This window comes from Neisseria sp. CP9 (assembly GCF_047758525.1).
GTDB lineage: Bacteria > Pseudomonadota > Gammaproteobacteria > Burkholderiales > Neisseriaceae > Neisseria.
The window spans coordinates 781,787-808,218 of record NZ_CP180502.1 but is presented as its reverse complement, the minus strand read 5'-3'; the positions used below and the strand labels follow the sequence as shown (position 1 = coordinate 808,218).

General features: G+C 50.9%; 24 protein-coding genes and 2 tRNA genes. 19 read left to right on the top strand and 7 right to left on the bottom strand.

The annotated features are described in order from the left end of the window. Positions 1–197 precede the first annotated feature (197 nt). Together ACMYUL_RS03795 and aroB are read left to right on the top strand one after the other, a co-directional pair. Positions 198–710 (top strand): shikimate kinase, encoded by a 513-nt coding sequence (locus tag ACMYUL_RS03795; RefSeq protein WP_342031445.1) that lies wholly within the window; start codon positions 198–200, stop codon positions 708–710. Positions 711–795: 85 nt separating this feature from the next. After that, positions 796–1,875 (top strand): 3-dehydroquinate synthase, encoded by a 1,080-nt coding sequence (gene aroB / locus ACMYUL_RS03790; protein ID WP_342031446.1) that lies wholly within the window; start codon positions 796–798, stop codon positions 1,873–1,875. A gap of 281 nt (positions 1,876–2,156) precedes the next feature. Here aroB and ACMYUL_RS03785 read toward each other — a convergent pair. From ACMYUL_RS03785 to ACMYUL_RS03775, 3 genes are all read right to left on the bottom strand, one after another. Continuing rightward, positions 2,157–2,232, bottom strand: a tRNA-Ala gene (locus tag ACMYUL_RS03785). A gap of 6 nt (positions 2,233–2,238) precedes the next feature. Further along, positions 2,239–2,315, bottom strand: a tRNA-Met gene (locus ACMYUL_RS03780). 165 nt (positions 2,316–2,480) lie between these two features. Next, positions 2,481–3,638 (bottom strand): class I SAM-dependent methyltransferase, encoded by a 1,158-nt coding sequence (locus ACMYUL_RS03775; protein ID WP_342031447.1) that lies wholly within the window; start codon positions 3,636–3,638, stop codon positions 2,481–2,483. Positions 3,639–3,990: 352 nt separating this feature from the next. Between ACMYUL_RS03775 and mraZ the strand changes: the two genes are divergently transcribed. From mraZ to katA, 13 genes are all read left to right on the top strand, one after another. Beyond that, positions 3,991–4,446 (top strand): division/cell wall cluster transcriptional repressor MraZ, encoded by a 456-nt coding sequence (gene mraZ / locus ACMYUL_RS03770; protein WP_003761336.1) that lies wholly within the window; start codon positions 3,991–3,993, stop codon positions 4,444–4,446. Continuing rightward, complete coding sequence (rsmH, locus tag ACMYUL_RS03765) at positions 4,443–5,396, top strand: 16S rRNA (cytosine(1402)-N(4))-methyltransferase RsmH (protein WP_342031448.1); 954 nt, start codon at positions 4,443–4,445, stop codon at positions 5,394–5,396. Before mraZ ends, rsmH begins: the two co-directional genes overlap by 4 nt. 55 nt (positions 5,397–5,451) lie before the next feature. Beyond that, positions 5,452–5,715: a cell division protein FtsL gene (gene ftsL / locus ACMYUL_RS03760; protein ID WP_003761340.1), complete on the top strand. Its 264-nt coding sequence runs from the start codon at positions 5,452–5,454 to the stop codon at positions 5,713–5,715. Between the two features lie 81 nt (positions 5,716–5,796). Next, entirely contained in the window at positions 5,797–7,545 is a 1,749-nt protein-coding gene (locus ACMYUL_RS03755) for a peptidoglycan D,D-transpeptidase FtsI family protein (RefSeq protein ID WP_415772131.1), read from the top strand. A gap of 24 nt (positions 7,546–7,569) precedes the next feature. Next, positions 7,570–9,048: a UDP-N-acetylmuramoyl-L-alanyl-D-glutamate--2,6-diaminopimelate ligase gene (locus ACMYUL_RS03750; RefSeq protein WP_415772129.1), complete on the top strand. Its 1,479-nt coding sequence runs from the start codon at positions 7,570–7,572 to the stop codon at positions 9,046–9,048. Positions 9,049–9,131: 83 nt separating this feature from the next. Further along, the gene (locus ACMYUL_RS03745; protein ID WP_415772127.1) at positions 9,132–9,326 is read left to right on the top strand and encodes a hypothetical protein; all 195 of its coding nucleotides are present in this window, start codon (positions 9,132–9,134) and stop codon (positions 9,324–9,326) included. A gap of 12 nt (positions 9,327–9,338) precedes the next feature. Then, the gene (locus ACMYUL_RS03740) at positions 9,339–9,707 is read left to right on the top strand and encodes a hypothetical protein (protein WP_415772125.1); all 369 of its coding nucleotides are present in this window, start codon (positions 9,339–9,341) and stop codon (positions 9,705–9,707) included. Positions 9,708–9,989: 282 nt separating this feature from the next. After that, entirely contained in the window at positions 9,990–10,511 is a 522-nt protein-coding gene (locus ACMYUL_RS03735) for a M23 family metallopeptidase (protein ID WP_415772864.1), read from the top strand. Between the two features lie 24 nt (positions 10,512–10,535). Continuing rightward, a complete protein-coding gene (locus tag ACMYUL_RS03730) occupies positions 10,536–11,420 on the top strand; it encodes a peptidase (protein ID WP_415772123.1) in 885 nt (294 codons plus the stop codon). A gap of 40 nt (positions 11,421–11,460) precedes the next feature. Beyond that, positions 11,461–12,828: a UDP-N-acetylmuramoyl-tripeptide--D-alanyl-D-alanine ligase gene (locus tag ACMYUL_RS03725; RefSeq protein ID WP_415772121.1), complete on the top strand. Its 1,368-nt coding sequence runs from the start codon at positions 11,461–11,463 to the stop codon at positions 12,826–12,828. A gap of 279 nt (positions 12,829–13,107) precedes the next feature. After that, on the top strand, positions 13,108–14,190 hold the full coding sequence (gene mraY, locus ACMYUL_RS03720; RefSeq protein WP_342031455.1) for a phospho-N-acetylmuramoyl-pentapeptide-transferase: 1,083 nt from the start codon (positions 13,108–13,110) through the stop codon (positions 14,188–14,190). Positions 14,191–14,405: 215 nt separating this feature from the next. Then, a complete protein-coding gene (locus ACMYUL_RS03715; protein ID WP_342031456.1) occupies positions 14,406–15,698 on the top strand; it encodes a valine--pyruvate transaminase in 1,293 nt (430 codons plus the stop codon). Positions 15,699–16,112: 414 nt separating this feature from the next. Next, positions 16,113–17,627 (top strand): catalase KatA, encoded by a 1,515-nt coding sequence (gene katA, locus ACMYUL_RS03710; RefSeq protein ID WP_415772119.1) that lies wholly within the window; start codon positions 16,113–16,115, stop codon positions 17,625–17,627. Between the two features lie 151 nt (positions 17,628–17,778). On the opposite strand, the gene mscL is transcribed toward katA, so the two are convergent. From mscL to ACMYUL_RS03695, 3 genes are all read right to left on the bottom strand, one after another. After that, positions 17,779–18,219 (bottom strand): large conductance mechanosensitive channel protein MscL, encoded by a 441-nt coding sequence (mscL, locus tag ACMYUL_RS03705; RefSeq protein WP_003766815.1) that lies wholly within the window; start codon positions 18,217–18,219, stop codon positions 17,779–17,781. 285 nt (positions 18,220–18,504) lie between these two features. Next, positions 18,505–19,293: an enoyl-ACP reductase FabI gene (gene fabI / locus ACMYUL_RS03700; protein ID WP_415772116.1), complete on the bottom strand. Its 789-nt coding sequence runs from the start codon at positions 19,291–19,293 to the stop codon at positions 18,505–18,507. Positions 19,294–19,472: 179 nt separating this feature from the next. Then, on the bottom strand, positions 19,473–20,912 hold the full coding sequence (locus ACMYUL_RS03695; RefSeq protein ID WP_415772115.1) for an MFS transporter: 1,440 nt from the start codon (positions 20,910–20,912) through the stop codon (positions 19,473–19,475). A 150-nt stretch (positions 20,913–21,062) separates the two neighbouring features. Here ACMYUL_RS03695 and ACMYUL_RS03690 point away from each other — a divergent pair, with 150 nt between their 5' ends. Beyond that, positions 21,063–21,884: a fimb protein gene (locus tag ACMYUL_RS03690; protein WP_342031458.1), complete on the top strand. Its 822-nt coding sequence runs from the start codon at positions 21,063–21,065 to the stop codon at positions 21,882–21,884. A gap of 238 nt (positions 21,885–22,122) precedes the next feature. Further along, positions 22,123–23,682, top strand: coding sequence for a TerC family protein (locus ACMYUL_RS03685; RefSeq protein ID WP_342031459.1), 1,560 nt, complete (start codon positions 22,123–22,125; stop codon positions 23,680–23,682). Between the two features lie 116 nt (positions 23,683–23,798). On the opposite strand, the gene ACMYUL_RS03680 is transcribed toward ACMYUL_RS03685, so the two are convergent. Then, entirely contained in the window at positions 23,799–24,737 is a 939-nt protein-coding gene (locus tag ACMYUL_RS03680) for a LysR family transcriptional regulator (RefSeq protein WP_342031460.1), read from the bottom strand. 231 nt (positions 24,738–24,968) lie between these two features. Between ACMYUL_RS03680 and ACMYUL_RS03675 the strand changes: the two genes are divergently transcribed. Together ACMYUL_RS03675 and petA are read left to right on the top strand one after the other, a co-directional pair. After that, positions 24,969–25,718 carry a Nif3-like dinuclear metal center hexameric protein gene (locus tag ACMYUL_RS03675; RefSeq protein ID WP_342031461.1) on the top strand — a complete coding sequence of 250 codons (750 nt, stop codon included), beginning with the start codon at positions 24,969–24,971 and terminating at the stop codon, positions 25,716–25,718. Between the two features lie 122 nt (positions 25,719–25,840). After that, a complete protein-coding gene (gene petA, locus ACMYUL_RS03670; protein WP_003761390.1) occupies positions 25,841–26,422 on the top strand; it encodes a ubiquinol-cytochrome c reductase iron-sulfur subunit in 582 nt (193 codons plus the stop codon). Positions 26,423–26,432: the final 10 nt, after the last annotated feature.

Below are 26,432 nucleotides of genomic sequence, written 5' to 3'. Positions count from 1 at the left end.
TTGATATCTGTCCGTTTTTTTATTTATTCGATTTGGGAATCGGGATTTGTACGTCTAATATAACAGTCAAAGAATTTTAGGAATTTGAAATAAAAAACGATTAAGGTCAATGGGTTACAAATTGATGCGTGGTGCTGGTAGGCATGAGTTTTGATGGGTAGCACAAATAATGCTGAGTATCGTATAAAATGCTTTTTATGGAAAAAATCAACGGTAATTTAATATTAATTGGCTTAATGGGTGCCGGTAAAACCACTTTGGGTCGATATATTGCCCAAATGTTGGATCGCCCGTTTTATGATAGCGATCATGAAATTTGTACGGCATCAGGTGTGTCTATCCCGCTCATCTTTGAGATGGAGGGTGAGCAAGGGTTTCGCAATCGAGAGACTGCTATGCTCAAGAAACTGACTGCGATGAAGGATATTATTTTATCAACAGGAGGAGGGTCGGTTTTGCGTGAGGAAAACAGGCAAAATATGCGACGAAATGGTACGGTCGTGTATCTTCATGCCACGCCTGAAGTTTTGTTAGAACGGACCCGTTATGATAATAGCCGCCCTTTGTTGCAGGTAGAGAACCCGCTTGCTAAATTGCAGGAACTCTATAATGCCCGTGATCCTTTATATCGAAATACTGCGCACATTGTGATCGAGTCCGACAGCTGTGCAAAAACGGTGAAACGGTTGTTTGAGGCGTTAAGTCGATAATAGATTTGTTATCGGTGAGTAACGATATAGGTTTTTAGACGACCCTAAATGAGAGCTGGCAACTAAAGATTAACAAGGAATCAAAATGCGTACCCTGACCGTCCAAACTCCCTCCCATCAGTATCCTATTTTTATCGGGAATCATCTTATTGAACAAGCTGATGTTTTATTAAAGCCATATTTAAGTAATAAGGTGGCCATTGTTACGAATGAGACGATTGCGCCCTTATATCTAGAATCTTTTCAGACGACCTTGGATAGATTAGATATTCCCAGTTTCAGTATTATTTTGCCTGATGGGGAAGAATATAAAAATTGGCAAACGCTTAATCTTATTTTTGACGGTTTAATGCAAAATAGGGCAGAGCGCAAAACGACCTTGATTGCATTGGGGGGAGGGGTCATTGGCGATATGGTTGGTTTTGCGGCGGCAACTTATCAGCGTGGCGCCCCATTTATTCAAGTGCCGACTACATTGTTAAGTCAGGTCGATTCCTCGGTTGGCGGTAAGACGGCAATCAACCATCCACTTGGGAAAAACATGATAGGCGCGTTTTATCAACCTAAGGCTGTACTGGCGGACTTATCTACGCTTAAAACGCTTCCGCAGCGTGAATTATCTGCCGGTATGGCAGAGGTCATTAAGTACGGTGCGCTTGGCGATATTGAGTTTTTTGAGTGGTTAGAGCAGAACATGGCCGATTTAATGATGCAGGACCAGGAGAAACTTGCGCAGGCTGTGTACCATTGTTGCAAAATGAAAGCTGAGATTGTGGCTCAAGATGAGACAGAACAGGGGATTCGTGCATGGTTGAATCTGGGGCATACTTTTGGGCATGCCATTGAGGCAGAAATGGGTTATGGCGTGTGGCTGCATGGAGAAGCAGTAGCCGCGGGATGCGTATTGGCAGGACGGTTATCCGAGAAACTGGGTAAAATTCATGAGGCAGATACGCTTCGTATTGCAGCATTGTTTGAGGCCGCAAAATTACCATCAGCACCGCCGAAGTTTGAATTTGAAAAATGGATAGAGCACATGAGTCATGATAAAAAAGTGAGTGGCGGCGTTATGCGCTTTATCGGATTGAATCGTCTGGGTGAGGCAAACATTACGAAGATTACGGATATGGAAATTTTGCGCCAAACCTTGAGTCCGTATCTATGAAGGTCAAGTAATGTCTTTAGAACGTGTCCATAACTTCATGTAAAACAGGACAAATTAAAAGTACGATATAAGAGGCTATCAAGATAATTGCATCATGGCAGCCTCTTAACAATAGAAGGAAAGTGATGGGGTTGTGAACAGAGAGGATGGTTTGAGAGCGATTAGTTTTTTTATTCGGTGCTTAGAAAATTGATTACGTGGAATATGTGTCGTGTTGTTAATCTATGATAGAGTCAATAAATACAAAAAAAGACCTTGTTTAAAACAAGGTCTTTTTTATCTGGTGGAGGTAAGCGGGATCGAACCGCTGACCTCTTGCATGCCATGCAAGCGCTCTACCAACTGAGCTATACCCCCGAAATTTGGTGGCGAATCAGGGACTCGAACCCCGGACACAAGGATTATGATTCCTCTGCTCTAACCGACTGAGCTAATTCGCCGTTTCGTGAAGTCGCTATTATATGTTGTTTTGAGTTTTTGGCAAGTTTTATTTTGTACTTTGTGTTTTGTTTTTGTTTTTTAATGGAATAAAACGTGGATGAGGTCGTCTGAAACTCTGTTTCAGACGACCTGTGTGTTTGGAGGGTGGTTTGAGGTGGGGGATTTCAAAGTTTGTGGCAGATGTCGCCGAAGCGGAAACCTGTCCAGTCGATGTCGATGTTTTTGCCAAAGGCGATGACTTTGAAGAGTTCGCCCATTTCGTGTTGGTCGGTCAATTTTTGTACGGCGGTACTGACGCGGAGGTAGTCTGCTGTGCCTGCGGGAGCGGTTTGTGCCAGCAGTTCGGTAATACCAAGGTTGAACAGGAAATGAGATTGGGGCAGGTAGCCGATGAGGTCTAGTCCGCCGTCGATGCCTGCTTGGGCAATGTCGGTAAAGTTGACATGTGCGGTCAGGTCGGTCAGACCGATATGGAAAAACGGGTCGTGAATGGTGTGGTGGCGGTAGTGGGCGATGAGTGTGCCTTCGTCGCGTTGTGGGTGGTAATACTGGGCGGCGTCAAAACCGTAGTCGATAAATATCATGCCGCCGCGTGTGATTTTCTGCGCGAGGGTGAGAATAAACGCGTATTGGGCGGGGTGTAGCTCGCTGGTGTAGGGGGGGGCGGTTTCTGGAAAGTAGGTGGCGGCTAAACGGAGGAGGTCGGGTTGGTTTAAGAGTTGCGGGCTATGTTCAAGCTGTCCGTCGGAGTTAATGGAGACACCGATGTGTTGGAAGGTGTATTGAGTGCGGCGGATGATTTCGACAGGCATGGCATCGAGGACTTCGTTGCCGATGATGATGCCGTCGAAGGATTCGGGCAGTTCGGTCAGGTGTATGACTTTTTGTGCCAGTTGTGGAGTGGTGTGTTCGGCGATGAATTGGTGTTGGCGTTCGGCAAGTTCGGGGGAGAGTTCGATGATGTAGTAATGCTTGAGGTCGTCTGAAAGGCTTTTCAATAAGGTGGCGGCGAGATGTCCTGTGCCTGCGCCGAATTCGTAGATGTTGCCGGCGGTTTGGGGGAGTAGTTCGGCAAGTTGTCGAGCGAGGGTTTGTCCGAATAATGGGGTGAGGGTGGGGGCGGTGATAAAATCGCCGTCTGTGCCGATTTTGTGGCTGCCTCCGGTGTAGTAGCCGTATTCGGGTGTGTAGAGTGTAAGCTCCATAAATCGTGAGAAAGGAATCCAGTTATTTTGGGCTTTTATTTCCTGTTTGATTATTTCGAATAGTTTGGAACTTGAGGCTTGCGCGGCAGGGGAGGGGAGGGGGAGGTGTGCCTTCATAATTGTTAGATAATGTAAAATTTATGAATTTATTTGTCTATTATAACGTGAACGGAAAAGGGGCGTTTTTTCATTTTTTTATACCATATGTTGTGTCTAAATAATATTTTTAATACTACATATTGTGTTTTTAAAAACCAAATCGGGTAAAATGGGTGGTTAGGCTTGTTTACTTGTTCGGTTAAAATACTGTTTTTTAATGATTTTGTTGTTGCATATGTACTGGGATTTTAGAGTAAGGCGATTTGACCGAGGCGTTAAAATTTTTTATAGTGTGGGCTAGTGGGGCGATGTGGGTAAAAGTGTCTGCATTGCCCAAAAAATTCCGATTTAAACCGATTAGGACGAAATTGTGTTTGGTGGCGCTCACGAATTGAGTATTGACAGCAAAGGGCGGTTGGCAATTCCTGCCAAGTTCCGCGATATTTTGCTGCGCCATTATACGCCGTCGATTGTGGTTACTTTGGATTCCCGTCAAAAATTGCTGATGTATCCGGAGGCTGAATGGGCAAAGGTTGCCGAGCAGCTTTTGCACTTGAAAACGGCAGGAAATCCGATGTTGCAGCGTTATCAAAATCTGCTGCTGCACAATGCGGATACACTGGAATGGGATAGCGCCGGTCGCGTACTGATTCCTGCCAATCTGCGCAAACGGGTGGATTTCGAAAAAGACGTTACCTTGGTCGGTCGCGCCAACCGTTTGGAATTGTGGGGCCGTGATCAATGGGAAGCTGAAATGACTCAGGCTTTGGATGACGATCCTGAAGAGTTGGCGTTCCAATTAAGTCAGACGGATTTGCAATTGTGAGTAATGCTGAATATCAACATATCACCGTTTTGTTAAACGAGGCGGTTGATGCTCTGGCGATTCGTGAAGACGGTATTTATGTAGATGGGACGTTCGGCAGGGGAGGGCACTCCCGATTGATTTTGTCCCGTCTGGGAAGTCAAGGTCGTCTGATTGTGTTCGATAAAGACCCGCAAGCGATTGAGGCGGCGCAAAAGCTGGCCGAGCAGGATGGGCGCGTTACGGTAGTCCATGACGGTTTTTCCAGTTTTCAGACGACCCTGGATAAGCTGGGTATTGAAGAAATAGATGGTGCGTTGTTTGATTTGGGGATTTCGTCCCCGCAGGTAGATGACGGCGCACGGGGTTTCAGTTTCCGTTTTGATGCACCTTTGGATATGCGCATGGATCCGACGCGGGGAATGTCTGCTGCAGAATGGATTGCAACAGCATCAGAACAGGATTTGCACGAGGTTATCAAGAATTATGGTGAAGAGCGGTTTAGTCGCCAGATTGCGCGCGCCATTGTTGCGCAACGGACAGAAAGTCCGATCGATACAACCCGCAAGCTGGCGCAGCTCGTGGCACAAAACGTCCGTACTCGTGAGCGGGGGCAAGACCCTGCGACGCGGACCTTCCAGGCAGTTCGCATCTTTATTAACCGCGAGCTCGAAGAGGTAGAGGCGGTTCTGCCGCAAGTGATGGGTCGTCTGAAGCAAGGCGGGCGTTTGGCGGTTATCGCGTTCCATTCGCTTGAAGACCGCATCGTAAAACAGTTTGTCAAAAAGTATTCGCAACATCCTCCTTTGCCGCGTTGGGCGGTAGTAAAAGAAGCGGATTTGCCTCTGCCGCCGTTAAAGGCAGTGGGAAAGGCGATAAAGCCGGGTGTTGAGGAAACCGCCTCCAATCCGCGGGCGCGCAGCGCAGTTTTACGCGTTGCAGAGCGGACGGGCGGTGAGATTGCAGAATAAGCATTATGTGGGGCAGGTGTCCTCGGAACAAACAGATTGAGGTCGTCTGAAAATAATGAATAAATTAAATATCCTTTTGTTGGTCTTGGTATCGGTATCTGCTTTTGCGGTGGTCACTGTGCAAGACCAATCGCGTTTGCACTTCATCGCTTTGGATAAAGCGCAAAAGCAGGAAATCAAGCTTGATCAGGACTATGCACGCTTGAAATTGGATCAGGCGCGGCTGGCGAACCACAAGCTGATTAAGGTGGCGGCTGAGAAGCAACGCCTCAAACCGCCCGGCGCGGATAATACCGTGATGGTGGAACGAAAAAAATAATATAGCCGGCTTATCCGGCACTGCAAACTGGTGCCGTCGGATAAAGACACGGTTCGGGTGATCATGAATTGAGATGTTAAGATGTTGATTAAAAACGAATATAAACCAAGCATGCTGCCCAAGGCAACCAAAGCTAAAAAACCCATCACCAGTGATGGGCGGATTTCTTTGGTGTTGTGGCTGATTGCGGCTGCGTTTGTCGGACTACTGGCTCGCGGCATCTATTTGCAAACCACGCAGCATGAATTTTTGAAAAATCAGGGTGATCAGCGTTTTGTCCGTACCCTGGCTTTACCTGCGTCGCGCGGCATGATTACGGACCGTAACGGCGCGACTTTGGCGTTGAGTGCACCGACTGAATCCTTGTATGCCATGCCTTCCGGTATGGAAGAAATGCCGACTGCCGAACAGATGGCTAAGTTGGCGGCTATTGTTGAGCTGCCTGTTGAGGCATTGCAGGAAAAATTGGCGAAAAAAGATAAAGATTTTATTTATCTGAAGCGTCAACTCAGCCAGGAAAAAGCGGAAGAAATTAAAGCTTTGGGCATTAAAGGTTTGGCATTCCAAAAAGAACTGAAACGCCATTATCCGATGGGTAACCTGTTCGCACATGTTATCGGTTTCACCAATATCGACGGCAAAGGACAGGAAGGCTTGGAATTGTCGCGTGAAGACAGTCTGCATGGTGCGGACGGCGCGAAAGTGGTTTTGCGCGACAATAAAGGCAATATCGTCGATAGTTTGGATTCTCCGCGCAACAGCGATCCGAAAAACGGGCAGGACATGGTTTTGTCTTTGGATCAACGTATTCAAACACTTGCCTATGATGAGCTGAATAAGGCAGTGGCTTATCACAAAGCCAAAGCAGGTACGGTTGTGGTATTGGATGCGCAAACCGGCGAAATCTTGGCTTTGGTTAACAGCCCTGCCTACGATCCGAACCAACCGGGCAGCGCCGATAGCGAACAGCGCCGCAATCGAGCCGTTACCGATATGATTGAGCCGGGTTCTGCAATGAAGCCGTTTACGATTGCCAAAGCATTGGATTCCGGCAAAGTCGGTGTGGCTGATCGTTTTAACACCATGCCTTATAAAATCGGCCCCGCTACCGTACGTGATACCCATGTGTATCCTACTTTGGATGTGCGCGGCATTATGCAAAAATCTTCCAACGTCGGTACCAGCAAACTGTCTGCAAAATTCACACCTAAAGAAATGTATGATTTTTATCATGATTTGGGTGTGGGCGTGCGGATGCACTCCGGTTTCCCAGGTGAGACGGCCGGTCTTTTGAGAAGCTGGCGCAGATGGCAGCCGATTGAACAGGCAACCATGTCTTTCGGTTACGGCTTGCAATTGAGCCTGCTGCAATTGGCGCGTGCTTATACCATGTTGACACATGATGGCGAATTGTTGCCGGTCAGCTTTGAGAAACAGGCGGTTGCGCCAAAAGGCAAACGCGTGATTAAGGCTTCGACCGCGCGTGAAGTTCGTGATTTGATGGTTTCTGTAACCGAACCCGGCGGTACAGGTACAGCAGGTGCGGTAGATGGTTTCGACGTCGGTGCGAAAACCGGTACGGCGCGTAAGTTGGTTAACGGACGTTACGTTGATAACAAACACGTTGCCACTTTCATCGGTTTTGCTCCGGCTAAGAATCCGCGTGTGATTGTGGCGGTAACCATCGACGAGCCGACTGCAAACGGTTACTACGGCGGCGTAGTGGCAGGTCCGGTCTTCAAACAAGTCATGGGTGGCAGCCTGAATATCTTAGGCGTTTCCCCGACCAAGCCTCTGACCAATGTTGCAGCCGTCAAAACACCGTCTTAATCCGAGTATCAACGAGATTATTTTATGTTCAGCAAGTTAACCCCTTTAGCTGAAACCAACATTCCGCCTCTGCTGTGTGCAAACGCAGCAGGGCGTTTGTTGCATTCAGACAGCCGTCAAATTAAACAAGGTGATATTTTTGTTGCCTGTCAGGGCGAATATACAGACGGCCGCAGTTATATCCCCGCAGCCATTGCCAACGGCGCGGCTTTTGTTTTTTGGGACGACGACGGCAATTTTGCGTGGAATCCTGAATGGAAAGTTCCCAATCAAGGCATCAAAGATTTGAAACACCGTGCCGGCATATTGGCGGCGCAAGTTTACGGCAACGTTTCAGACGACCTCAAAGTCTGGGGCGTAACCGGTACCAACGGCAAAACCTCTATCACGCAATGGCTGGCGCAAGCCGCCGATTTGTTGGGCGAAAAAACCGCCATTATCGGCACGGTCGGCAACGGCTTTTGGGGCGAATTGGAAGAAACCACGCATACCACCCCCGCCCCTGTCGATGTCCAAACCCTGCTCTACCGTTTCCGTCAACAGGGCGCAACAGCCGCCGCGATGGAAGTCTCCAGCCACGGCCTTGACCAATCGCGCGTCAACGGCGTGCCATTCCGCAGCGCAATCTTCACCAACCTCACCCGAGACCACCTCGACTATCACGGCACGATGGAAGCCTATGGCGCCATCAAGTCGCGCCTGTTTTACTGGCACGGCTTGAAACACGCCATTATCAACGTGGATGACGAATACGGTGCAGAACTCGCAGGTCGTCTGAAAAAAGACTGTCCCGATTTGGCCGTTTACAGCTACGGCTTCAGCGAACACGCCGACATCCGCATTGTTCATTTCACAGCCTCTTCGGACGGCATGGAAGCCGTATTCCAAACCCCGTGGGGCGAAGGCCGCTGCCGCACGCGCCTGCTCGGACGGTTCAACGCGCAAAACCTCGCCGCCTGCATCGCCTTACTTTGTGCCAACGGCTATCCGCTTGATAAAGTATTGGATGTGCTGGCAAAAATCCGTCCCGCTTCAGGTCGCATGGACTGCATCATGAACAGCGGCAAGCCCTTGGTCGTCGTTGATTACGCCCACACGCCTGATGCATTGGAAAAAGCACTCTCCACCTTGCAGGAAATCAAACCACAGGGTGCGGCTTTGTGGTGCGTATTCGGCTGCGGCGGCAACCGCGACCGCGGCAAACGTCCGCTGATGGGCGCAGCAGCCGTACAGGGCGCAGATAAAGTCGTCGTAACCAGCGACAACCCGCGTTTGGAAAATCCGCAAGACATCATCAACGACATCCTGCCTGCCGTGCCCGCGCCCGAATGTGTCGAAGCCGACCGTGCCGCCGCCATCCGTTACGCAGTCGAACGTGCTGCTTCAAGCGACATCATCCTGATTGCCGGTAAAGGGCATGAAAACTATCAGGATGTACAAGGCGTGAAGCACCATTTTTCTGATTTTGAAATCGCAGAAAAAGCATTGACAGAACTCAGGTAAAAATATTTTCCAGATAATTCCTTAAGGCTATTGGCAAATAGGAAATTACACATTACTCCATCTCACTTTTAATAGGCAAAAATATGCAACGTTATACTCCTTTATTCAATGCCTTGCTTGCAGCCGTCCCTTACTTAACCCGTGAAGATTTACCCAAAGCTCCTCCGGCTGAAAATGAGGATTTGGTGTGTGATTGGTTATTTAAGCATTTAGGTTGGTATAGCGAATCAGGTGAATGGCATTATGCTGATCATCAATTTATGGATTATATGGAATAGAAAAATCCATATTTGGAATTAGAGCGGTTTTATCCTATACAAAAACTGGGTATTGAAATAGATACGACAGAAATTGATGACGAAGTGTGCGATCGTACAGTAGCAGCATTTTGCACTCAAGAAGGCATTGCCGTGCCGGATGAAGAAGATGAATTGGACGAGCTTTGTGAGAGTGATGAGATGAATATGTTTGCGATGTTCAATGCCCATATCTTTGTTTCAGATGCTTACGATACATTGCTTAAGCCCCATGGGCTTCGACTAATAGACATTGGTTATGCCGAAAATGCCTTCCTACTGATGGTTAAAGATGATGACGAGGCAGTGGGAAATGTGGAGCAGGCACTGATCGATTTGGGATATGTCGATATTGAAGAGTAATTTTTGAGTATATACAGACAGAGAGGAGTCACCTTAGGGCAGAGAAGTTTTGCTGTACTTCGTATTAGACTTATCGATTCCACTATAAATTTGACAACAATGTAATCAATTTTCAGACGGCCCGGCAGCCTTAAGGTCGTCTGAAAACGTTTATCCCCCACAAAATAAAAGCAACACAACCCACGCATTACGGCACGTCAGCCATTAAACCCATCACAGTTGTTTCAGACGACCCTGATTTCAAATTTCAAAGGTCGTCTGAAAAACGAGGAGACCGATTTGATGCTGAAAATGCCGACAAAAACCCTTTTAATCAGTGCAGTCATGATTTTATTTGCAGGCTGTACCACCAAACAACTGCCGCGCCCGAACGCCGAAATTGCCGAGATGAGGGCGAAAGAACCGCCGTCGGCGCAAAGCCTGCCCAATCCTGTTAAAGGCAAGCGTTTTGACGACACTTGGGGCGCGGCGCGCAGCCAGGGGCGCAGACATGAAGGTGTGGATATTTTCGCCAAGAAAAACACGCCGATACGCAGCACGACGCCCGGTATCGTAACCAAAATCGGGCGTAACCGATTGGGTGGCAAAGTCATCGGCATCCAAGGGCCGGGCGCATGGCACTACTATGCCCACCTCAACAAATTCGCCAGCGTCCGCCTGTATGAACGTGTGAAAGAAGGACAGGTCATCGGCTATGTCGGCAAAACCGGCAACGCCAAAACTACGCCGGCCCATTTGCATTACGGCGTGTATCTGCCAAGCGGTGCGATTAATCCGTATCCATTGATTAATCAGGATAAATAGGTCGTCTGAAAAAAGAGTGAAGAGATGAACGCAAAAAAATTGGTCAAGGCAACGAACATCATCGGTATGGTAGCAGTGACACTGCTGGTGTATTGGGTGTTCGCGTTGATATTGATCCAAGTCTTCGGACTCAAGGTGTTCCGTGAACACATTACAGAAATTTTCCTGATGAGTATTTTGGGGATTTTGGCTGTAATGGGTGGTACGTTGATGCTGAACATCATGTTGAATCTGACCCGTATTGCCGAGCGCGGGCAGGAAGAAGAAGTCCGTGGCGGTAGGAAAACCGTATATCTGCTGTTGGCGGTATTTCCTATTTTGGCGGCGTTGCTGTTCGGCGGCAATTACCTGACTATTCGGCAAAAACGCGACATCTTAACCCAATCGTCGGAGCGCATCGTCAAAGACAATCCTGCTCAAATAGATGCCTTGACAGATTACCGTTTCGACTTGGCGTATATTAAAAAATCGTCAGAAATCCTTGATTTGATGGCTAAAGATGATTTGTCGTTCAAATCTGCCATGATTATCGTGCAGGATAAGATCGACAACAAACCGGTTTATCTGGCTTTTTCAGCCGATTCCCGCCTTAACGTAGGTGGCGAAGCTGTACCTGCCGCCAGTCAAAATGAAGCTGTACCTGCCGCAAATCAAAATGTAGAAGGTAATGATAATTTTGTCATGGACCGAAATGGTGAGAAAGTGATGATCAAGAAAATGGACTATGTCTATTCTCCGAATTTAAAGGAGCGCGAATATCTGCAAAAAGTATTTGCCGGACAAACTCAGGAAATGCGCTATGAAGCGGAAGACGGTCATTACAGCCTTTGCCATCCTTACCGTAAAAACGGTAAAACCATCGTATTGTGTTTCTCCGATTATCAGGAGTACGGAAAAATCGGTAGCTGAGTGTTAAAAAACTGTCTGAAAAAAACAAACGAAAGAAACCATGAAACCATTAGACCTAAATTTCATCTGCCAAACCCTCAACCTTCCGACGCCGTCTGAAAACAAACCCGTTTCGCGCATCGTAACCGACAGCCGCGACATCCGCGCGGGCGATGTGTTTTTCGCATTGGCGGGCGAGCGGTTTGATGCACATGATTTTGTTGAAGACGTATTGGCTGCGGGTGCGGCGGCGGTTGTGGTTTCGCGCGAAGATTGTGCTGCTTTGGACGGCGCGTTGAAAGTCGATGACACGCTTGCCGCGTTGCAAACGCTGGCGAAGGCGTGGCGCGGGAATGTGAACCCGTTTGTGTTCGGCATTACCGGTTCGGGCGGCAAGACGACGGTGAAGGAAATGCTGGCTGCGGTATTGCGCCACCGTTTCGGCGATGATGCCGTTTTGGCGACGGCGGGCAACTTCAACAACCATATCGGCCTTCCGTTGACTTTATTGAAATTAAAAGAAAAACACCGCTATGCCGTGATCGAAATGGGCATGAACCATTTTGGCGAACTGGCGGTTTTGACGCAAATTGCCAAACCCGATGCCGCTTTAGTCAACAATGCTTTGCGCGCCCATGTCGGCTGTGGTTTTGACGGCACGAACGATATTGCCAAGGCGAAAAGCGAGATTTATCAAGGTTTGGGCGAAGACGGATTAGCTTTGATTCCGTGCGAAGACGAACATGCCGCCGTGTTTCAGACGACCTCCCAAGGTCATCAGCAACAGACTTTCGGCGTCGATAGCGGCGATGTCCATGCGGAAAATATCGTGTTGAAACCTTTGTCGTGCGAATTTGATTTGGTGTGCGGCAACGAGCGCGCCGCCGTGGTGCTGCCCGTTCCCGGCCGCCACAATGTCCACAACGCTGCTGCTGCTGCCGCGCTGGCTTTGGCGGCAGGTTTGAGTTTGAACGATGTGGCGGAAGGTTTGAAGGGTTTCAGCAACATCAAAGGTCGTCTGAACGTCAAATCCGGCATCAAAGGCGCAACCCTGATTGACGATACGTACAACGCGAACCCCGATAGCATGAAAGCCGCGATTGACGTGTTGGCGCGTATGCCTGCGCCGCGTATTTTCGTGATGGGCGATATGGGCGAACTGGGCGAGGACGAAGCCGCCGCCATGCACGCCGAAGTCGGCGCGTACGCCCGCGACCAAGGTATCGAAGCGGCTTATTTTGTCGGCGACAACAGCGTCGAAGCGGCGGAAACGTTTGGCGCGGACGGTTTGTGGTTCGCCGCCAAAGACCCGTTGATTCAAGTGTTGAGCCACGATTTGCCCGAACGCGCCACCGTATTGGTTAAGGGCTCGCGTTTTATGAAGATGGAAGAAGTCGTCGAGGCGTTGACGGATAAAGAGGTCGTCTGAAAATGAAAAGCCTTATTGCTGATTGGTGCGAAATTATCCGATTTGCGTGATTGAGAAAGACACTAACGCCGCCTCCGTTCCATAACGCCGCCAGCGGTCTGGATAACGGATAAAAGTTCCCTAAAAACCTGAATATAAAGTGAACTTCATTAAGCCCTGACTGTCATAACCTGCTTGGTAATCTACAAAGGTCGTCTGAAACTTTTTCAGACGACCCCAAAACCAAACTTTAAAACGGGCGATAAGCCCAATGTAACAACAAAAACAAAAGGAAGCCCCATGTTTTTATGGCTTGCACATTTCAGTAACTGGTTGTCCGGTCTGAATGTCTTTCAATACACCACATTCCGCGCCGTCATGGCAGCCTTGACCGCCTTGGCGTTTTCCCTGCTGCTCGGTCCATGGACCATCCGCAAACTGACGCAGTTAAAAGTCGGGCAGGCAGTGCGCACCGACGGGCCGCAAACCCACCTCATCAAAAACGGCACGCCGACGATGGGCGGTTCGCTGATTCTGACCGCCATCACCGTATCCACGCTGTTGTGGGGCAACTGGGCAAACCCGTATATCTGGATTCTGCTGGCGGTATTGCTCGCTACCGGCGCACTCGGTTTTTACGACGACTGGCGCAAAGTCGTCTATAAAGACCCCAACGGTGTTTCCGCCAAATTCAAAATGGTGTGGCAGTCGAGTGTCGCCATTATTGCCGCGCTTGCCCTGTTTTTCCTTGCTGAAAACTCCTCCAACAACATCCTGATCGTTCCCTTCTTCAAACAAGTCGCCTTGCCGCTGGGCGTGGTCGGCTTCGTCGTCCTGACCTATCTGACCATCGTTGGCACTTCCAACGCCGTCAACCTGACCGACGGCCTTGACGGACTTGCCGCCTTCCCCGTGGTCCTCGTTGCCGCCGGCCTCGCCATCTTCGCCTACGCCAGCGGACACTCGCAATTCGCCCAATACCTGCAACTGCCTTATGTCGCAGGTGCGAACGAAGTCGTGATTTTCTGTACCGCCATGTGCGGCGCGTGTCTTGGATTTTTGTGGTTTAACGCCTATCCTGCGCAAGTTTTCATGGGCGACGTCGGCGCGCTGGCATTGGGTGCGGCACTCGGTACCGTTGCCGTCATCGTCCGTCAAGAGTTCGTCCTCGTCATCATGGGCGGTCTGTTCGTCGTCGAAGCCGTGTCCGTTATGCTTCAGGTCGGCTGGTATAAGAAAACCAAAAAACGCATCTTCCTGATGGCGCCTATCCACCACCACTACGAACAAAAAGGCTGGAAAGAAACCCAAGTCGTCGTCCGCTTTTGGATCATTACCATCGTCTTGGTGTTAATCGGATTGAGTACGCTGAAAATCCGCTAAGTTGCTTTCCTTTTTCCGACGTTCACATTTGCAGACGACCCGATGAGATTCATCGGGTCGTCTGAATTTTTGAGAGGGCAGGGCAGATGAATGATGGTCACACATCCCCCATGTCAGAGCGGTTGTGGCTAAAATCCGCCACATTCATTTTCAGACGACCCCTCGACATATCAAGCTGATATAATCCCCGCCAATCATATTTACACGGAGTCATCATGCAGTTCTCGGCATTCGGCGAAAAATTCACGCAACACAGCGGCATCCTGCAACTTATGGACGACCTCGGCGACGCGCTCAAAAGCGACAAGCCCGTCAACATGCTCGGCGGCGGCAATCCGGCGCGGATCGCCGAAGTCAACGCCGTGTTCGCCGACGTATTTTCCAAGCTGGCGGCGGAACACGCTGTCGAGAACATCGGCAACTACTCCAATCCCCAGGGCGATGCCGCGCTAATTGACGCGCTGACCGCCTTCCTCAACCGCGAATACGGCTGGAACCTGACCGCCGACAATATCGCGCTGACCAACGGTTCGCAGAACGCGTTTTTCTATCTTTTCAACCTCTTCGGCGGAAAATTCAAGGTTTCAGACGACCTTTCCGTAGAGAAAGCCATCCTGCTGCCGCTCGCGCCCGAATACATCGGCTATGCCGACGTGCATGTCGAAGGGCAGCACTTCGTTTCCGTGAAACCTAAAATCGAAGCGGTCGAACACGAAGGCGAAGCAGGTTTCTTCAAATACCGCGTGGACTTTGATGCACTGGAAAGCCTGCCCGAACTCAAAGCAGGCAAAATCGGCGCGATTTGCTGTTCGCGTCCGACCAACCCGACCGGCAACGTGCTGACCGACGGCGAAATGGCGCGGCTGGACGCTTTGGCGCAAGAACACGGCATTCCGCTGATTATCGACAACGCCTACGGAATGCCGTTCCCCAACATCATTTACAGCGACGTGACGCTGAATTGGCACGAAAACATCATCCTCTGCTTCAGCCTTTCCAAAGTCGGCTTACCGGGCGTGCGCACCGGCATCATCGTCGCCGCGCCGGAAGTGGTCAAAGCCGTCAGCAGCCTGAACGCAATTGTGAACCTGTCGCCCACCCGCTTCGGCGCAGCCATCGCAACGCCGCTGCTACAGGATGGTCGTCTGAAACAGCTTTCAGACGACGTCATCCGGCCGTTTTACCGCAATCAGGCGCAAACCGCCGTTTCGCTGCTCAAGCGCGAGCTGGGCGCGTATCCGCTGAAAATCCATAAGCCCGAAGGCGCGATTTTCCTGTGGCTCTGGTTTGAAAACCTGCCCGTTTCATCGCAAATCCTGTACGAAATGCTCAAAGCCGAAGGCACGCTGATTATTCCGGGCGAACATTTCTTCGTCGGCATCGACACGCAGGATTACCCGCACGCCCGCGAGTGCATCCGCATGAGCATCGCGCAGGACGCTCAAACGCTGGAAAAAGGCGTCGCCGCCATCGGCAGGGTGGTACGCGGGTTGTATGACGTGGCGTAAACAGTAAAGTTGAGAGCCATTCAGTCAAACGGTCGTTTGAAAACAGTTTCAGACGACCTTTTTCTATTTCATGCGTCGAATAATAATAAAAATCTAACAAAAATAAAATCTCAATTAATAATAACAATATTAAATTGAAGTCATAGTTCCAATAGTCAAAACCTTTCTGTATAGTTCTTTTCATAGCTTAATTAAAAGGAAAAACAAATGTCGATACAAGAAATTTATGAATGCCAAGAAACCGGCTACGAATATGCTTTTCGGCAAATCATTTTATAGTGGATTAAATTTAAATCAGGACAAGGCGACGAAGCCGCAGACAGTACAGATAGTACGGCAAGGCGAGGCAACGCCGTACTGGTTTAAAGTTAATCCACTATATAAACCACTGACCATTTCACAAAGGAAATCATCATGACTGTCTCTAAATGTCCCGTAACCCACCTGACCATGAACAACGGTGCCCCCGTTGCCGACAATCAAAACAGTCTGACCGCAGGCGCGCGCGGCCCGTTGCTGGCGCAGGATTTGTGGCTGAATGAAAAACTCGCCGACTTCGTGCGCGAAGTCATCCCCGAACGCCGTATGCACGCCAAAGGTTCGGGCGCGTTCGGTACGTTTACCGTAACACACGACATCACAAAATACACCCGCGCCAAAATCTTCAGCGAAGTCGGCAAGCAAACCGAGATGTTCGCCCGTTTCACCACCGTGGCAGGCGAGCGTGGCGCAGCCGATGCGGAACGCGACATCCGCGGCTTTGCGTTGAAGTTCTATACCGAAGAAGGCAACTGGGATATGGTCGGCAACAACACGCCCGTGTTCTTCCTGCGCGACCCGCGCAAATTCCCCGACCTGAACAAAGCCGTCAAACGCGACCCGCGCACCAATATGCGCTCCGCTACGAACAACTGGGACTTCTGGACGCTGCTGCCCGAAGCCCTGCACCAAGTTACCATCGTCATGAGCGACCGCGGCATTCCCGCCAGTTACCGCCATATGCACGGCTTCGGTTCGCATACTTACAGCTTCTGGAACGAAGCGGGCGAGCGTTTTTGGGTGAAATTCCATTTCCGCACCCAGCAAGGCATTAAAAACCTGACCGACAAAGAAGCTGCGAAAATCATCGGAGACGACCGCGAAAGCCACCAATGCGACTTGTACGAAGCCATCGAACGCGGCGAGTTTCCGAAATGGACGATGTACATCCAAGTCATGCCTGAAGCTGATGCGGAAAAAGTGCCGTATCATCCCTTCGACCTGACCAAAGTTTGGCCGAAAAAAGACTATCCACTGATTGAAGTGGGCGAATTCGAGTTGAACCGCAATCCCGAAAACTTCTTCGCCGATGTGGAACAATCCGCCTTCGCCCCGAGCAACCTCGTGCCCGGTATCGGCGCCAGCCCCGACAAAATGCTGCAAGCCCGTCTGTTCAATTACGCCGACGCGCAACGCTACCGCTTAGGCGTGAACTTCCGCCAAATCCCAGTCAACCGCCCGCGTTGCCCCGTCCACAGCAACCAGCGCGACGGACAAGGCCGCGCCGACGGCAATTACGGCAGCCTGCCGCACTACGAACCCAACAGCTTCGGCCAATGGCAGCAACAGCCCGACTTCGCCGAACCGCCTTTGAAAATCAACGGCGACGCGGCGCACTGGGACTACCGCCAAGACGATGACGACTATTTCAGCCAACCGCGCGCCTTGTTTAACCTGATGAACGACGCGCAGAAACAGGCTTTGTTCGGCAACACCGCCGCAGCCATGGGCGACGCGCCCGACTTCATCAAATACCGCCACATCCGCAACTGCCACCGTTGCGACCCTGCCTACGGTGAAGGCGTGGCGAAAGCCTTGGGGCTGACCGTTGAAGACGCACAAGCCGCCCGCGCGACCGACCCGGCATTGGGTCAGCCGGGTTTGCTGTAAATGGGAGGAGCTATGTGGATAGAGATTGAAGAATTGTTATCCCACGCAATCCGATACCGTAAACCGTAAATTATTAATATCAGAGAGATAAGCAAACAAAAAGGTCGTCTGAAAATTTTCAGACGACCTTTTATTTCAAATCTTCAAAAGATTATTTTTTGTTCAGAGAGTCGCGGATTTCGCGCAACAGCAATACTTCTTCGCTAGGCTCTGCAGGTGCTTCTTCAACAGGCGCTTCGGCTTTTTTCATGGAGTTCAATGCTTTGATAACAGCAAAAATCGCAGCAGCAATGATCAGGAAGCTGATAACGGAGTTGATGAACAGACCGAGGTTCAGGGTAACAGCACCGGCTGCTTGAGCGGCTGCCAAGTTGGCATAGCCTTCTGCGGGTGCTTGCGCACCGTTTTTCAGGGTGATGAACAGGTTGGAGAAGTCAACGCCGCCGATCAACAGACCGATAGGGGGCATGATTACGTCGTCAACCAAAGATTTAACGATGCCGCTGAACGCAGTACCGACGACCATACCGACTGCCAAGTCGATAACGTTGCCGCGCATAATAAACTGTTTAAATTCTGAAGCAATAGACATAAATGTCCTCCTGTATGTTTGTGGATAATGAAAGTGAAATTTATAAAAAAAGTGCGTCCGAAGTGACGGACGGGCTTTTCCAAACCGGCAGGCATAGTATCGTTTTATTCGTTAAATAAAATTCATAAAAGTTAAAATTTGTTTTTATGACAAAATTCCCGAAATATGCCGCCTTTTATACGAAAAAAGAACCGCCTGAAATAGCCGGTGTACCTTTTTTACACCACTTATTCAGACGGATTTTTGAGTAATAAGTTGTCTTTTCCTACGAAATATTACAAATCATTACGCCTCTTCGTCGTTCAGGGCATTGATGCTGTAACCGCCGTCAACGTAAGTGATTTCGCCGGTAATGCCTGAAGAGAGTTCGGAGAGCAGGAAGGCGGCGGTATTGCCCACTTCATCGATGGTTACGTTGCGGCCGAGCGGATTGTGGGAAGCGACGTGTCCTAAGAGTTTGCTGAGATCGGCAATGCCGGAAGCAGCGAGGGTTTTAATCGGGCCGGCGGAAATGCCGTTGCAGCGGATGCCTTCTTTGCCCAAGCAGGCGGCGGTAAAGCGGATGCCTGCTTCGAGGCTGGCTTTTGCCATGCCCATGACGTTGTAGTTCGGAATGGCACGAACCGCGCCCAAGTAGCTCAGGGCGACGATGGCGGAGTTTCTGCCGCGCATCATCGGACGGGCGGCTTTTGCCAATGCGGGCAGGCTGTATGCGGAAATTTCGTGTGCGGTGTTAAACGCTTCGCGGCTGATGCTGTCGAGGAAGTCGCCGCTCAAAGCTTCTTTCGGGGCAAACGCGATGGCGTGCACCAAACCGTCGAGGCCGTCCCAATGTTTGCCCAAGTCAACGAAAACTTGGTTGATTTCGTCGTCGCTGGCAACGTCGCAGCGGAACACGAGTTCGGAACCCAATTCGGCAGCCATTTTGCGGACGCGCTCTTCCAGTTTGTCAACAACGTAGGTAAACGCCAAATCCGCGCCTTGTTCGCGGCAGGCTTTGGCAATGCCGTAAGCGATGGAACGCTCGGAAATCATGCCGGTGATCAGGATTTTTTTACCTTGCAGAAAACTCATTTTTTGTCCTTTAAAGTGTGGTATTGCGGTTTGATGAAACTGGGCATTATAGCAAACTGAGGCGGTTTCGGTATAGAAAACAAGAGATAACCTGTCGTCCTGACGGTTTTTGCATTTTTTCAGACGACCTCTTTGTACTGTTTGCGGCTTCTTTCAAATGCCTGTTTGGTACCTTATGTTCAAACTTGCTTGTCCGGTTCATGCCGTTTCAGGCGCATGGCGAAAAACACCATCACCGCGCCCAACACCAGCGCGCTGCCCATCGCTAAATGGATGCCGTCGAGCATGGCTTGTTGCGGCGAAGCGGCGGAGGAAAGTTTCTCGCCGATATTGGTTGCGCCGACGAAAAATGCCGCGCCGATCGCGCCGGCAATCGGGTTGATGGTGGTCAGAATCGCCGCGCCGTGGGGATTGAGTTTTTTCGGCAGCGCGTTCAAGCCGTGGGTTTCGCCCGTTACGCAGGCGGAGACGGACACCGCCATCAGCGTGAACATGGCGGTTAGCATCATGATTTGCGTGTCAATCCGCAAAAACAGCCACAACACCGCCAGCGACACCGTCAGCATCACCGTGGCGGGCAACACGACAAACCGTCCGCCCTTCTTGTCCAGCAGTTTGCCGAACAAAGGCGCGGCAACCGCTTGAGCGATGCTCGCGGGCATCAGAATCAGCCCCGTCGCCGTACCCGTCAGCATCAGCACCTGCTGCGTGTACATCGGCATCATCAGTTCCAAACCCAAAAATAGGAACACCGCGCCCGCCAGAATCACGACGCAGTGGCGGAACTGCTTATATTCAAACGCCCGAAGGTTCAGCAGCGGCGTCGCCAAGCGGGACTGGCGGTATGCAAACCAGCCCACCAGCGCGACGGAAGCGGCAAACAGCAGGATAAATTCCGCCAGCGGCAGACGGGCAAAATTACTGCTCGCATACACCAGCCCGCCGAAGCCCGCAATCGACAAGACTGCCGACAAAATATCAATCTTCGGACGGCTGATGTTGCTCAAGTTGACCGTCAGATACTTGCCCACCAATACCATCGCCGCCAGCATAAACGGCGCGGTAAAGCCGAACAGCACGCGCCAATGCGTGTGGTCGATGATGATGCCCGACAACGTCGGTCCTATCGCGGGCGCGGCGGTGAACATCATGGTAATCACGCCCATCGCCGTCCCGCGTTTGTTCGGCGGATAAATCGACAAAATGCCGTTAAACAGGAGCGGCACGAAAAACGCGGCGGACACCGCCTGCACCATCCGCCCCGCGACCAAAATCCCGAAAGTCGGCGCAAACGAGCAAATCAGCGAACCCGCCAAAAACGTCGCCTGCGTAAACAACACCATCTTGCGCGTTTCAAACCATTGAATCACGCCCGCCGTAATCGGCGTGAACGCGCCCATCACCAGCAAAAAGCCCGTCGTCAGCCATTGGACGGTGGTCTTGTCGACCCCAAAATCCTTCATAATCGGCGTGAGCGCAACATTTAAAAGCGTGTCGTTGAGGTAGCCGAAAAACGCGCCGAAAAACAGCGTCGCCACAATGGTTTTGGCAGGAAAATCGGGATTGTCGGCGTGGTATTCGTGAGCCGTATCGTCTATGCCAATATCGGAAGTATGCATAGCATCATATTGAAATATTTGAAGAATGCGGATTTTAACATGGGATATGTAAAAAAATGTTTATTTGGTTTTCCGCAAAACTTTTATATTCCGATATAATGACGTCTTCAAAAAATCATATTTCAAATAATTACGTTACGGACAAACATTATGGAAAATACTCAACATGTTTCGCGATGGCGTTTCGCCGTGAAAAGCGCCTCGCTGCATCTGCTTGTCAGTCTTGTTTTAGCAGGCTTGGCGGCGCTGCTTGTTTTTGAAGTCTGGTATCCCTTTCCCTATGCCGAACTGACCGGAGGCTTGGATTTGTATAAGTTGGTCGTATCGGTGGATATCGTGTGCGGTCCGCTGTTGACCCTGATTCTTGCCAGCCCCAAGAAAAAAATGCGCGAGCGCGTGGTCGATTATTCCTTAATCGGCGCCATCCAGCTTGCCGCTTTGATTTACGGCTTGTACAGCGTATCCCTTGCCCGTCCTGTTGCCGCCGCTTTTGAGCGTGACCGTATCAATATTGTGACTGCTGCCGAAATCGATGAGGCGGATTTGGCAAAAGCCAAAGACGGCTTCAAAACTTTGCCTTGGTTCGGTATAGAGCGCGTAGGCGTGCGTGAGGCGGTCAATGTTGAAGAAGCCAATGAGAGTCTGAGCTTGTCGCTGACGGGCATTGAGCCGAGTATGCGTCCGAATTGGTGGCTGCCCGACAGTCCTGCCGAACGCGAAAAAATCCGCCGTGCGATGAAGCCGTTGGCAGAACTGGCTGCCGCGCGCAATATGTCTGAAACGGACATTATCAAATCAGCCAAAGTGACTTCGTCCGGCAAACCTTTGTTCTTCCTGCCTCTGACCAGCAGCCGTACAAAAGACTGGGTAGTCATCATGGATGAAAACGCTGATTTCGTGGGTTATGCGCCGATAGACGGTTTTATGACGAAAAACGCCGCTGCGGCCAAAAACAAAGAGCAGGTTATTTAAAGCCGATTGGGAGGTCGTCTGAAAGCCAATTTCCTTGTTTTCAGACGACCTTTTGCCATCCGCCTTCCAAACTGCTAAACTATTTACATTATTTTTACTTGAGACATACGCACACATGAAAGACCCAGAGCAGAGCAGCATGACCGCCCGCCGTTTTTCGTGCGTATCGATATGAATCAGGCAGCTTGAGCGTTTCAGGCTGCCTTTTCGCGTTTGAACACAAAGGAATAGAAAAATCATGGATTTCAGTTGGTTGGCAGAGCCGCATACTTGGATAGGCTTTGCCACGCTTCTGGTACTCGAAGTTGTCTTGGGGATAGACAACCTCGTTTTCGTCGCCATTTTGGCGAACAAAGTCAAACCCGCCCAACGCGACCGCGCGCGCATTACCGGTTTGGGGCTTGCGGTCATTATCCGCATCATCATGCTCGGCTTCATGGCACACATCATGACCCTGACGCGCCCGCTGTTCCACATCAGCGGGTTGGACGTTTCCGGCAAAGACATGATTATGCTCGCGGGCGGTATCTTCCTGCTCTACAAAGCCACCACCGAACTGCACGAACGCCTCGAAGGGCATAACCAATTTGCCGTTGCCGACAGCCAGAAGAAACACGCGAGATTTTGGAGCGTGGTTGCCCAAATCCTGATTCTTGACGCGGTATTTTCCATCGATTCCGTCATCACTGCCGTCGCCATGGTCGATCACATCGTCGTCGCCATGGGCGCGGTTGCCGTTGCCATGACCGTCATGATTTCCGCGAGCAAACCGCTGACCGAGTTTGTAGACAGGCATCCTACCGTCGTCATGCTCTGCTTAGGTTTCCTGCTGATGATCGGTTTCAGCCTCATCGCCGAAGCCTTCCATTTCCACATCCCGAAAGGCTACCTCTACGCCGCTATCGGCTTCTCCATCCTGATTGAAGTGTTTAACCAAGTTTCGCAACGCAACAGCCGCAAAAACGACTATATCAGCAGCTCGTGGCGCAAGCGCACCGCCGAGAACGTCTTGGGCATGATGGGCATACGCGAAAGCGTGCTTGCCAAAGCGGGCGACGAAGCAGAGGACGACGGGCATTTTGAGGAAAACGAAAAATCCATGATACGCAGTGTCCTCACGCTTGCCGAACGTCCCATCCTCGGCGTGATGATTCCCCGCCGCGACATTGAGCGTTTGGACATTTCCCAAAGCCGCGAAGAGCAACACGCCCAACTGCAAAATACCCCATACAGCCGCCTGCTCGTCGTCGGTAAAGCCGGTGTCGATGAACCGTTGGGCTACATCAACAAAAAAGACCTGCTCGCCCAACTACTCGAAACCGGCGAACTCAATATCCAAGCCGTCCTACGTCAGCCGCTAGTCCTGCCGGACAGTACGACTGCATTGGGTGCGATTGAACTGTTCCGCCAAAGCAGCGCGGATTATGCTTTGGTGGTCGATGAATTCGGCGCGGTTTTGGGCATGGTTACCATGAAAGACCTGCTGGAAACCATCGCAGGCGAATTTCCTGAAGAGTTTGAACGCCAAGAAGAACCCGCCGTTCAAGAAAATGCCGATGAAAGTCTGACTGTGGACGGTTCGTTTGAATATGTCGAACTCGCGCCGCAACTGAACCTCCCGCCGCAAGAAGAAGATGCCGACTTCCACACCGTCGCCGGACTGATTATGGAAGAACTGCAAAGCATTCCCGATGTCGGCGATTTTGCCGATTTCCACGGCTGGCGTTTCCAAGTCGTTGAAAAAGACGGTCAACGCATCGAGCGGGTAAAAATCACCAAGCTGCCTGAAGAAGGCTAAATCGGGGAGATGAAGTAAAAAGGTCGTCTGAAAACCTGAGATTTGGGTTTTCAGACGACCTTTTGATATGGAAATCGAAGTGTGTGAATGTTGTGACACCCTGTTTCAAGAAAACATCAATCCTGCCCGGACATTGTCAGTTCGCTTAAGCCGGGGAGGTCGGTGAAGCTGCGTTCGCGGACGATTTGGCAGAAGTTGTCGAGATAGCTTTTGTCTGCGTCTTCGGTACGCGTGGCGGCGTAGAGTTCGCTTTGCAGGCCGTTGGCAGTGATTTGACGGTGGACGACGTAGCCTTTTTCGAGATAGGGCATCACGGTCCAGTAGGGCAGGGCGGCGATGCCGCGTTTGCTGGCGACGAGTTGGATGATGGCGATGGTTAGTTCGCTGCGGCGGCGCGGCGGGTTGATGCCTTTGGGTAACAATATTTTTTTGGGCAGATCGAGCATTTCGTCGGGAACGGGATAGGTGATGAGGGTTTCGCCGATGAAGTCTTCTGCCTCCCAAACGGTTTTGGCGGCAAGCGGGTGGTCTTGGGCGCAGATGCCGACCATTTCGTAGGCAAACAGGGGGCGGAAGCTGATGCCGTTTTGCTTTTCGGCTTCGGATACGATGGCGAGATCGGCGCGGTGTTGCAGCAGGAGTCCGACGGGGTCTGCCTGAAAGCCGGAAACGATGTCCAATTCGACTTGCGGCCACATGGGGCGGAATTCGCCCATCGCGGGCATGAGCCAGTCGAAACAGGTGTGGCATTCGACTGCCAGCCGCAATTCGCCTGCTTCGCCTTCGATGATGCGGACGAGGTCGCGCTCGGCGGCGGAAACTTGCGGGAGGAGTTCGCGTGCGAGCCGCAACAGGCGTTCGCCGGCGGGCGTGAAGCGCAAGGGTGTGGATTTGCGCTCGAACAGGGGCGTGTCGTAATAGTTTTCAAGCGCGCGGATTTGGTGCGAAAGGGCGGATTGGGTCAAAAAGACGCGCTTGGCGGCAAGGGATACGCTGCCGGTTTCTTCGAGTGCTAGCAGGGTTTTGAGATGGCGCAGTTCGATGATGGAATCCATTGGTTTTTACGCTTTCAGACGACCTTTTGAAACGGGCAATATTAAAATATTTCATGCCGGGGTGTAAATGCGGGCGCGTGTTGAACGGCGTAGGGATTGGGATGCGTCATGGTTTGCGGTTAGAATGTGCGTCCGATTTTGTATGAATGCGGTGAATTGACTTGAAACAGGGATGGCGTTGTTCCGTCTTGTCCCGTGAAATTCAATCCGCTATGTGTTGAAAGGAATGATATGGCGAAACGCAACGATATTTTGGCGTGGTGCGACGAGGTGTTGCAGGTCGGAATGTTCAAGGACTATGCGCCCAATGGTTTGCAGGTCGAGGGCAGGGCGGAAGTCGGCAAAATTGCGACATCGGTGACGGCAAGCAAAGCGGCGGTTGATTTCGCTGCAGAGCAGGGCGCGGATATGCTTTTGGTGCACCACGGGATGTTTTGGAAAAGCGAGCCGGTAACGATTACGGGTTGGAAAAAAGCGCGCATCGAAACATTATTGCAACACCAAATCAATATGGCGGGCTACCACCTGCCGCTGGATGCGCACCCTGTCTTGGGCAATAACGCGCAGCTTGCCGATAAGTTGGGTTGGGAAGTCGAAAGGCAGTTCGGAGAACAGAACCTGTTGAATATAGGTCGTCTGAAAACGCCGCAGACTTTGGCTGAATGGTTGCAACACATTGCTGCAACGCTGGGGCGGCAACCCGTAGCCGTCGGCGATATGTCGCGCGAAATCAAACGCATCGCATGGTGTACCGGCGGTGCGCAGGGATTTTTTCAGACGACCATAGACGAAGGTGTCGATGCTTATCTGACCGGAGAAATCTCGGAAGCGCAGTTTCACCTTGCCAATGAAACAGGCGTTGCCTTTGTCAGCGCGGGACACCATGCGACGGAACGTTACGGCATCCGCGCCCTGGGCGAAGCCGTAGCCCGGCATTTCGAGTTGGAAATCTGTCATTTCGACGAAGATAATCCCGCCTAAGCCTTGATAATCGTCATGAAAATTTACCTTAATTTAAATAATGCTTTGAGTATCACGGCAAACTAGGTAGAATTACATCGTTTAATGGCTCGGTATTCCCAAAATTTTAGGACGACTGAATAATGGATAATCAAGAAATCAATAGCGGTCGCCGCCGCTTTCTGACGCTGGCTACATGCGGCGCGGGCGGTGTGGCGGCTTTGGGCGTAGCTACGCCTTTCGTGGCAAGCTTTTTTCCGTCGGAAAAAGCCAAGGCCGCAGGTGCTGCCGTCGAAATCGATGTCAGTAAAATCGAATCCGGACAAATGTTGACTGCCGAATGGCAAGGTAAGCCGATTTGGGTGGTTAACCGCACAGATCAGCAGCTCAAAGACCTGAAAAGTTTGAACGGCGCGGTTGCTGACCCTAATTCGGATGCGGATCAACAGCCCGAATATGCTAAAAACGAGACCCGTTCGATTAAGCCGAACATCCTTGTAGCCATCGGTATCTGTACCCATTTGGGCTGCTCGCCGACCTACCGTCCTGACGTTGCCCCTGCCGATTTGGGTGCAGACTGGAAAGGCGGTTTCTTCTGTCCGTGCCACGGTTCGAAATTCGACATGGCAGGCCGCGTGTATAAAGGTGTTCCTGCACCGACCAACCTGGTTGTTCCGCCCTACAAATATCTGAGCGATACGACAGTCTTGGTAGGCGAAGACTAAAAATAAGGAA

Coding starts and splice junctions, on each gene's coding strand:
- ACMYUL_RS03730 (WP_415772123.1), top strand. CDS start 10,536: ATGAACGCAAAAAAATTGGTCAAGGCAACGAACATCATCGGTATGGTA.
- katA (WP_415772119.1), top strand. CDS start 16,113: ATGACTGTCTCTAAATGTCCCGTAACCCACCTGACCATGAACAACGGT.
- mraY (WP_342031455.1), top strand. CDS start 13,108: ATGTTTTTATGGCTTGCACATTTCAGTAACTGGTTGTCCGGTCTGAAT.
- ACMYUL_RS03795 (WP_342031445.1), top strand. CDS start 198: ATGGAAAAAATCAACGGTAATTTAATATTAATTGGCTTAATGGGTGCC.
- ACMYUL_RS03755 (WP_415772131.1), top strand. CDS start 5,797: ATGTTGATTAAAAACGAATATAAACCAAGCATGCTGCCCAAGGCAACC.
- ACMYUL_RS03690 (WP_342031458.1), top strand. CDS start 21,063: ATGGAAAATACTCAACATGTTTCGCGATGGCGTTTCGCCGTGAAAAGC.
- ACMYUL_RS03745 (WP_415772127.1), top strand. CDS start 9,132: ATGCAACGTTATACTCCTTTATTCAATGCCTTGCTTGCAGCCGTCCCT.
- ACMYUL_RS03775 (WP_342031447.1), bottom strand. CDS start 3,638: ATGAAGGCACACCTCCCCCTCCCCTCCCCTGCCGCGCAAGCCTCAAGT.
- mscL (WP_003766815.1), bottom strand. CDS start 18,219: ATGTCTATTGCTTCAGAATTTAAACAGTTTATTATGCGCGGCAACGTT.
- ACMYUL_RS03725 (WP_415772121.1), top strand. CDS start 11,461: ATGAAACCATTAGACCTAAATTTCATCTGCCAAACCCTCAACCTTCCG.
- fabI (WP_415772116.1), bottom strand. CDS start 19,293: ATGAGTTTTCTGCAAGGTAAAAAAATCCTGATCACCGGCATGATTTCC.
- ftsL (WP_003761340.1), top strand. CDS start 5,452: ATGAATAAATTAAATATCCTTTTGTTGGTCTTGGTATCGGTATCTGCT.
- ACMYUL_RS03750 (WP_415772129.1), top strand. CDS start 7,570: ATGTTCAGCAAGTTAACCCCTTTAGCTGAAACCAACATTCCGCCTCTG.
- petA (WP_003761390.1), top strand. CDS start 25,841: ATGGATAATCAAGAAATCAATAGCGGTCGCCGCCGCTTTCTGACGCTG.
- ACMYUL_RS03695 (WP_415772115.1), bottom strand. CDS start 20,912: ATGCATACTTCCGATATTGGCATAGACGATACGGCTCACGAATACCAC.
- aroB (WP_342031446.1), top strand. CDS start 796: ATGCGTACCCTGACCGTCCAAACTCCCTCCCATCAGTATCCTATTTTT.
- ACMYUL_RS03680 (WP_342031460.1), bottom strand. CDS start 24,737: ATGGATTCCATCATCGAACTGCGCCATCTCAAAACCCTGCTAGCACTC.
- ACMYUL_RS03715 (WP_342031456.1), top strand. CDS start 14,406: ATGCAGTTCTCGGCATTCGGCGAAAAATTCACGCAACACAGCGGCATC.
- ACMYUL_RS03735 (WP_415772864.1), top strand. CDS start 9,990: ATGCTGAAAATGCCGACAAAAACCCTTTTAATCAGTGCAGTCATGATT.
- ACMYUL_RS03675 (WP_342031461.1), top strand. CDS start 24,969: ATGGCGAAACGCAACGATATTTTGGCGTGGTGCGACGAGGTGTTGCAG.
- ACMYUL_RS03685 (WP_342031459.1), top strand. CDS start 22,123: ATGGATTTCAGTTGGTTGGCAGAGCCGCATACTTGGATAGGCTTTGCC.